Annotated in this window: 9 protein-coding genes and 1 tRNA gene; 5 read left to right on the forward strand and 5 right to left on the reverse strand. The window is 61.5% G+C overall.

The features are described from left to right. Positions 1-483: transposase (locus JSE7799_RS01310; RefSeq protein ID WP_144431506.1), on the forward strand; the 483-nt coding region annotated here is incomplete at its 5' end. A 164-nt stretch (positions 484-647) separates the two neighbouring features. Here JSE7799_RS01310 and efp read toward each other — a convergent pair. Next, complete coding sequence (gene efp, locus JSE7799_RS01315) at positions 648-1,211, reverse strand: elongation factor P (protein WP_055661986.1); 564 nt, start codon at positions 1,209-1,211, stop codon at positions 648-650. A 303-nt stretch (positions 1,212-1,514) separates the two neighbouring features. Here efp and JSE7799_RS01320 point away from each other — a divergent pair, with 303 nt between their 5' ends. After that, on the forward strand, positions 1,515-1,850 hold the full coding sequence (locus JSE7799_RS01320; protein WP_055661987.1) for a DUF6280 family protein: 336 nt from the start codon (positions 1,515-1,517) through the stop codon (positions 1,848-1,850). An 83-nt stretch (positions 1,851-1,933) separates the two neighbouring features. Here the strand turns inward: JSE7799_RS01320 and JSE7799_RS01325 are convergent, their stop codons facing one another. The 3 genes from JSE7799_RS01325 to JSE7799_RS01335 all read right to left on the reverse strand — a co-directional run bounded on the left by JSE7799_RS01325 (position 1,934) and on the right by JSE7799_RS01335 (position 5,100). Next, the gene (locus tag JSE7799_RS01325; protein WP_144431507.1) at positions 1,934-2,728 is read right to left on the reverse strand and encodes a hypothetical protein; all 795 of its coding nucleotides are present in this window, start codon (positions 2,726-2,728) and stop codon (positions 1,934-1,936) included. Between the two features lie 339 nt (positions 2,729-3,067). Further along, complete coding sequence (locus tag JSE7799_RS01330) at positions 3,068-4,480, reverse strand: TolC family outer membrane protein (protein ID WP_055661989.1); 1,413 nt, start codon at positions 4,478-4,480, stop codon at positions 3,068-3,070. Continuing rightward, a complete protein-coding gene (locus JSE7799_RS01335) occupies positions 4,477-5,100 on the reverse strand; it encodes a protein-L-isoaspartate O-methyltransferase family protein (RefSeq protein ID WP_245624755.1) in 624 nt (207 codons plus the stop codon). The genes JSE7799_RS01330 and JSE7799_RS01335 overlap by 4 nt, the downstream gene beginning before the upstream one ends. 232 nt (positions 5,101-5,332) lie before the next feature. Between JSE7799_RS01335 and JSE7799_RS01340 the strand changes: the two genes are divergently transcribed. From JSE7799_RS01340 to JSE7799_RS01350, 3 genes are all read left to right on the forward strand, one after another. Continuing rightward, a tRNA-Cys gene (locus JSE7799_RS01340) sits at positions 5,333-5,406 on the forward strand. Positions 5,407-5,507: 101 nt separating this feature from the next. Further along, a complete protein-coding gene (locus JSE7799_RS21200) occupies positions 5,508-5,777 on the forward strand; it encodes a DUF6538 domain-containing protein (RefSeq protein WP_055661991.1) in 270 nt (89 codons plus the stop codon). A gap of 6 nt (positions 5,778-5,783) precedes the next feature. Next, positions 5,784-6,251, forward strand: coding sequence for a hypothetical protein (locus JSE7799_RS01350; RefSeq protein WP_055661992.1), 468 nt, complete (start codon positions 5,784-5,786; stop codon positions 6,249-6,251). Between the two features lie 200 nt (positions 6,252-6,451). On the opposite strand, the gene JSE7799_RS01355 is transcribed toward JSE7799_RS01350, so the two are convergent. Next, positions 6,452-6,708 (reverse strand): transposase (locus JSE7799_RS01355; RefSeq protein WP_186201804.1); only part of this gene is annotated, 257 nt, incomplete at its 5' end.

Consider the following 6,708-nt stretch of genomic DNA (forward strand, 5'->3'; position numbering starts at 1 on the left):
TTCAAGACCTTCTCCTACGCAGCCCGCTCGTGGTCGAAACCCCGCCGCGTCATCGCCCGCGTCGAGGTTGGCCCCATGGGTCGGGACACCCGCTACATCGTCACCAACCTCGAGGGCGGTCGCGGTAAGCACCTTTACGAGAAGCTCTATTCCGCTCGCGGCCAGGCCGAGAACCACATCAAGGCGTGGAAAACCCATCTCGCAGCAGACCGGACGTCGTGCTCGAAGGCGAACGCCAATCAGATGCGCCTGATGCTGCACGGCTGCGCCTACTGGGTCTGGTGGAAGCTTCGCGCGGCTTGCCCAAAACGTTCACCATGGCGCCGCGCCCAGTTCGACACGCTGCGGCTGCATCTCGTCAAACTGGCCGCCACCATCGTCGAAAAGAAGACCCGGATCATCGTGACCCTGCCGGCATCGTGTCCCCGAAAGGGACTTCTCCTCCTTCTCTTCGACGCCCTCGCCCCACCGAAAACAGCCTGACGCAAGCGCCCCGACAAACCCCGAAACATCAACCCGTATCGCCCAAGACCCAAGTCACCGGCCGGCCTGCCAACCGGACGCAAACACCGGGTGCGCGCAAGAAAACCGAGACCGGGGAAACCATCCCACGGAGCACAAGTCCGCAGCTTCATGAATTATGCGGGTTAAGCGCGTTCGCTGTATTCCATTGTCTCGGTGTTGACGATGATGTCCTCTTCCTGACCGACAAAGGGCGGCACCATCACCCGCACACCGTTGTCGAGCACGGCGGGCTTAAAAGAATTTGCGGCGGTCTGGCCCTTCACTACGGGTTCGGTCTCGACAATCTTGCAGGTCACCTTCTGCGGGAGCGTCGCATTGAGCGCTTCATCTTCGTAATACTCCACCTTCACCATCATCCCGTCCTGCAGGAACGGGCGGCGCTCGCCCAGAATCTCCACGTCGAGTTCGACCTGATCGTAGGTGGTGGTGTCCATGAAGACGAGCTTGCCGTCGGTCTCGTAAAGGAACTGCTGATCCTTCTGCTCCAGCCGAACGCGCTCAACCTTGTCAGCGGAACGGAAGCGTTCGTTAAGCTTGGAGCCGTTGCGTAGGTTGCGCATTTCGACCTGAGCAAAAGCGCCGCCCTTTCCGGGCTTCACGTGGTCCACCTTTACCGCCGACCAGAGGTGGCCGTCATGTTCCAGCACGTTTCCTGGACGGATTTCGTTGCCATTGATTTTGGGCATGGGATCTCACGGAGCATCGGAATGGGTCGGCTGCGTCTATAACGCCCGGCCGGGGCGGGCAAGCCGTGGAGGTTTTCGGGCCGGTGGAGTGCGGCAGGAATTGGGCGAAAGCTTGATAGATTTGGGGCGAAACCCATATATCGACGCGGTCCGCGTGCCGGACACGCGTTATACGGTACGCCTCACGTAAAGCCATGCGCCTGTCGCAAGTGAGGTATTCTAAAACTGCATGTCACGATTGTCATGCAATCGTGTTAGGACGCGGCACCGGGGAAGATGCAAGAGCAAACTGGAGAGAGCTGCATGACAGATTTCGTCGACGCTACGGCGTTCAACTTCGAGCAGGGACAGCGGTCTCGCAAGCTCTTTGCCGCCGTCGTGCTCGCCGCACTAGACGACGCAATTTCCGATGACAAGAAGTTCGGCAACGGTCCGGAGCAGATTGCCCGCTGGGCGCGTTCCCGGGATGGTCGTGAGGTCCTGTCCTGCGCCGGAATCGATCCGAATGAGCGTGTTGTTTCCGGTCTGATGGAGTTCGTTGGTCGCGGCGTGCGTACGTCTGTTGCGCTGTCCCGGGAAGAGAGCGAGCGTCGTCAAGCCGCCGAGCTTGCCGAAGCCGACGCCGCAGAAGCCGCCTGAGCGGCTTTTACGTCCACGAAAAGGCCGCGTCGGAGAGATCCGGGGCGGCCTTTCCTATGGGTGCCGCAGCCATATCGAGCTGGTCAGTCGAAGTCACTCGATGCGAGAGCACGCTCAATCTCACGCCGGACAAGCTTTCGGAGGTTCCGCGTGATCCGCTCCCCAAGCTCACCGGAAAGCTCCTCTCGCACGACTTCCGCAATCAGTTGGCGAAGCCGTTCGCTACCGATGCTTGATTCCAGGTCGTCTTCGACGCCTTGATCCTGTTCGCCGGGACCGACGAGGGGCGATTGCTCTTCGGCATCGAAATCTGAGCCAAGGTCTGACGAATTTACTGAGGAAGCCGTTGTCTCTGCCGGAAGCGGAAGGAGAGGCTCCACCGGACGGAGATGATCCGCCTGTGGATCCGTCCCGTCAGACATCTCCGGCACCGATACCGGGGGGGGGGCATCCGTGGGACTGCCGGGAGCAGGGCCGTCGGGGGCCGACACCAGATCCCGATCGGTTAGCGTGAGGACATCCCGGTCCCGCGCGCGCGCGCGCGCGAACGTGTCCTGCAAGTCGCCGCTTCCGAAGGCAGGCTCCTCCACAAACTCGACCTCGAAAGGCGAATTTCCAGCATCGTCATCGGAAGCAGTCAGGAAGGAAGTCTCGTTCTGTGCCGCAAGATCCGACGCCGACGTCTCCCACTCACGTGGCCAAGGCACCTGGAAGGCGGCATCGTCGGACGGACCGGCATCCTCCGCGGCGTTCGCCCCGGCCTCGCGCAGAATCAACGGAATGTCTTCGGTGATCGCGGCGACTTCGTCGGGCAGGTCGTCGGTGATGAACTCTTCGTCGCGCGCGTCCCGCTCTTCCTGAGCAAGGCTGCGGATCATCTGGAACGGATTTTCCGGTTCGGTTATCCGCTGCTCCGCAGCGAGGACGAGCAGCGGATTGGTGCGCCCGGACGGTTGGATCTCGTCTCCTGTGGAAGACTCGGATGAAGTGGATGCAGCGGGATCGCTTCTTTTCGTTGTCGCCGCGATCCTGGTCCGCTCTCGCGTTCGGCCGCCGGCAACGAGACGCCGGATCGACGTCAGAACGTCTTCGATATCGCTCGACTGTGCCATGCCTCGCCTTTCGATCCCGTCCGTCGCGAAGACGCGCGCCTCAAAATCGCGAACTTATCATGACCAATCTTCCCGCCACTGCGGGCCTAGTAGTGGCGGCGTCGATCAATTGCGACCGAACCGCCGCAGCACCCGGTCGAGGCGATTGCCGCGATCCGACGGCTGGGTCAGGACATCCTGCGGTGCATTTGAGACAAGGTTGTAATAGTCGGTCACATCGTACCGCTCGACAGACAAGCCAAGATGATCCACCGTCAGCAGGCCGATAGCCGCGAGAATGTTGTAGATCGCCAGTTGCGCCTGTGCTTCCGCCTCAAGAAGCGAAACGCGCGCATCTAGCAGATCCTGTTCGGCGTTCAACACGTCGAGCGTGGTGCGGGCGCCAAGTTGTGCCTCTTCCCTGAAGCCGTCGAAGGCGAGACGCGCGGCGCGAACGCCTTCCTCGTTCGCCTCGATCTGGGCACGGGCGACGAGCAGACCAGCCCAAGCCCGGCCGACCGCTTCGACGATGTCACGCGCGGTTTGGCCGAGCGAGGCCCGTTGTGCCTGCGCACGCGCGATGGCGCGGCGCTGCAAGGCTGGCAAGCGGCCGCCTGTGTAGAGCGGCACGTTGCCGGTCAGGCCGACGGACGCCCTGTCGATGTCTGGCCGGGAACGCCCGAGCCGTCCCTGAAGACCGATGGTCGGCAGACGGTCCGCCGCAGCCGCCTCGGCGAGTATCGTCAGTGCCGCGACATCGTGTTGTCCCGACGAGATTAGGGGGTGGACCTGAAGCGCAAGCTGCTGGGCCCGATCAACATTGGGGGGGATTTCGGGAACACTTGGCGGCGCGGCGAGCGTGCCGGTCGGAAGCTCGCCAACTGCCAGCCGGTAATTCTCGCGAGCAATATCGACATCGCCGCGCGCTGCGGCGAGCAAGGACTGGCTTTCGGAAAGGCGCGCACGTGCAATCGCCACGTCAGTTCGCGTAACCTCGCCAACCTCGAACCGGTCCTCGGCAGCCTGAAGCTGCTGGGTGACAAGGCCGACGTTACTTTCGCGAACATCGACCGTCTGCACTGCAAGCCGAAGGTCGAAATAGGCCCGCACGGCGTCCAGGAGAACATTCTGTTCAATCTGAACCAGATTGAACCGTGCGGCAAGTACCGCTTCCTTTGCCGCAGACAGACGCAGCGCACGCTGACCACCGTCGACCAGTGTATATTCCAGCACCAGCGCAAGCGAGCCGTCGGTCGTCGTTTGCCGGCCGCCAAGCTGCTGTGTCTGGCCGAGGGGAGACGTTCGAGTCTGAAGGTCGGTAAAAGTGGTCGCCTTCGAATAGGAGGCTTGAAAGTTGACCGTGGGGCGCAGCGCCGAGACGGCAACGGCGACGTCTTCATCGGTGGCGCGAAGCAGCAGGCGCTGCTGCTCCAAGATCGGCGAGCTCCGGTAGGCCTGGACCAACGTATCCGATAGCGTCTCGGCCTGAAGCGGAGCTGCGGCGATAAGAGCGAGGGCAGCGGCGACAACAATTTTCATAGCTGAAACTTCGTGGGAGCGGTGAAACCGGGCACGATCGGTGCCGAAGCATTAAAAGCGAACCGCCAGGCGAGATGGCCGTCGATGATTTGTCCGACACGCACCGCGCCGAGCGAACGCTCCATGAAGATCGCGGCGATGCGCCCGCCTTCGCGCAACTGCTCCACCAAGCCCTCGGGAAGATGTTCGACGGCTCCGTCGATGACGATCACGTCAAAAGGAGCCGCCTTGGGGGCGCCCTTCGAAATCGGCTGGTTCAGGACGACGGCGTTGTCCGCCTCGATCGCAGCCAGCGCCTGTTCCGCATCCCGCGCCATGTCGGCATCTTCCTCCACCATCACGACCGAAGCGGCCATGCGTGCCAGAATTGCCGCCGAGTACCCCAAGTTGCCGCCGAGGATCAGCACCTCATCGTCCACGCGAATGTCGAGCGCATCGAGCATCTTTGCGAAGGTCCGGGCCTCCAGCAGCTCCCGGCCCTCGCCAAGTGAGATAGGCGCATCCATATAAGCGACTTGCGCCTGTGCGGACGGCACGAAGTTCTCACGCGGTATGTCCAGCATCGCAGCGATGATCGGGAACTTCGTGACGTCGGACGGGCGGATTTGGGTGTCCACCATCATAGTGCGAAGCGCCGCGCCGCCGGTCCGCGATGGCGCCCCGGAAGGACGGAGTGAGGGGGAGACGGTCATACGATCTGAACCCATCAGTCTGATTTCTGTGCCGCTTCAGAAAGCACGGATTCCACGGCGTCGCAATGTCAAAGCCCGTTGCGGAGCAATCGAAGCGCGCATGTGCTCACGGCGCTTGCGGGACCCTGAGCTAGACGCTAGATGAGCCTCATTCCCCGGCGGCGAGTTGGCGGAGTGGTTACGCAGCGGATTGCAAATCCGTGTACACCGGTTCGATTCCGGTACTCGCCTCCATTATTCCCCCTTGGCCTTTTTCTATAGCCCGCTAGATGATCAGGCGGCGAGTGACCTATCGCTGGCACTACGACCGACACTTCGAGCGAGGAGGGCGGCCTTTGGAGTGGTATGCCGCGAAGGTCAATCGGCGGGGAAAGTGGCAGTACATTTGCGTGACGGTGCCGGCAGAGGCCCGTGAGGCAGTCGGCCACAAGCAGATCAAGAGGTCTGCCGGGACCGCTGACCCGCAGATTGCCGAGCGGCGGAAGCACGAGATCGAGGCGGAACTTCGCCATGAAGTCTTAGAAGCCGTCGCCCGTAACCGGATGGTAGCTCCGGACAGCGCGTATCAGCGAGCCGTGACCGAACTTCGTCTTCGCGGAACGTAGTGCGCGATGGAATACGACGCTGAATTTGATGATGTCTTCGAGCGGACTCTTGAAGAACCACCTCGTAACGAGGCCGAACTGCGTTCGGTGGAGCAAATTTCTCGGGAGAGGTTGCGCATCCTTAACGGCAACGATCCCCAAGCGCTTCTGCCGATATTGCTTAAGTTTCGGGGGGTTGTGCCGGATTTGGATAAGCTTGAGAATATCGTCGATCTTGGGCTTTCCGAGGCGCGTGCCGGCTGTGGTATTTGCGAGAACGTGGAAACGCTGAACGGCTTTTTGCCTCAAGTCGAGCATGCCGCTAAAGAAGCGGTTGAACGAGGTACGATGAAACGCAAGTCTGCGAACCAGCGGGCTAAGCGCATTCGCCATTTCATCACCGTGATGGGCGACCTCGAACTCCGTGAGATCACGCCGAAGCATGCGTTCGAGTACGCCGAAGAGACGTCCGATGCTCTATGGCAAGCCGTCTGAACTGCTCCGAGTTTGCCGGAGGCTGAGTTTTGTTAGCCCGCATAATTCATGAAGCTGCGGACTTGTGCTCCGTGGGATGGTTTCCCCGGTCTCGGTTTTCTTGCGCGCACCCGGTGTTTGCGTCCGGTTGGCATGCCGGCCGGTGACTTGGGTCTTGGGCGATACGGGTTGATGTTTCTGGGTTTGTCGGGGCGCATGCGTCAGGCTGTTTTCGGTGGGGCGAGGGCGTCGAAGAGAAGGAGGAGAAGTCCCTTTCGGGGACACGAAGCCGGCAGGGTCACGATGATCCGGGTCTTCTTTTCGACGATGGTGGCGGCCAGTTTGACGAGATGCAGCCGCAGCGTGTCGAACTGGGCGCGGCGCCATGGTGAACGTTTTGGGCAAGCCGCGCGAAGCTTCCACCAGACCCAGTAGGCGCAGCCGTGCAGCATCAGACGCATCTGATTGGCGTTCGCCT

The organism is Jannaschia seosinensis, from assembly GCF_001408515.1.
Taxonomy (GTDB): domain Bacteria; phylum Pseudomonadota; class Alphaproteobacteria; order Rhodobacterales; family Rhodobacteraceae; genus Jannaschia; species Jannaschia seosinensis.

Coding starts and splice junctions, on each gene's coding strand:
- efp (WP_055661986.1), bottom strand. CDS start 1,211: ATGCCCAAAATCAATGGCAACGAAATCCGTCCAGGAAACGTGCTGGAA.
- JSE7799_RS01320 (WP_055661987.1), top strand. CDS start 1,515: ATGACAGATTTCGTCGACGCTACGGCGTTCAACTTCGAGCAGGGACAG.
- JSE7799_RS01325 (WP_144431507.1), bottom strand. CDS start 2,728: ATGATCCGCAGCCTTGCTCAGGAAGAGCGGGACGCGCGCGACGAAGAG.
- JSE7799_RS01330 (WP_055661989.1), bottom strand. CDS start 4,480: ATGAAAATTGTTGTCGCCGCTGCCCTCGCTCTTATCGCCGCAGCTCCG.
- JSE7799_RS01335 (WP_245624755.1), bottom strand. CDS start 5,100: ATGGTGGACACCCAAATCCGCCCGTCCGACGTCACGAAGTTCCCGATC.
- JSE7799_RS01350 (WP_055661992.1), top strand. CDS start 5,784: ATGGAATACGACGCTGAATTTGATGATGTCTTCGAGCGGACTCTTGAA.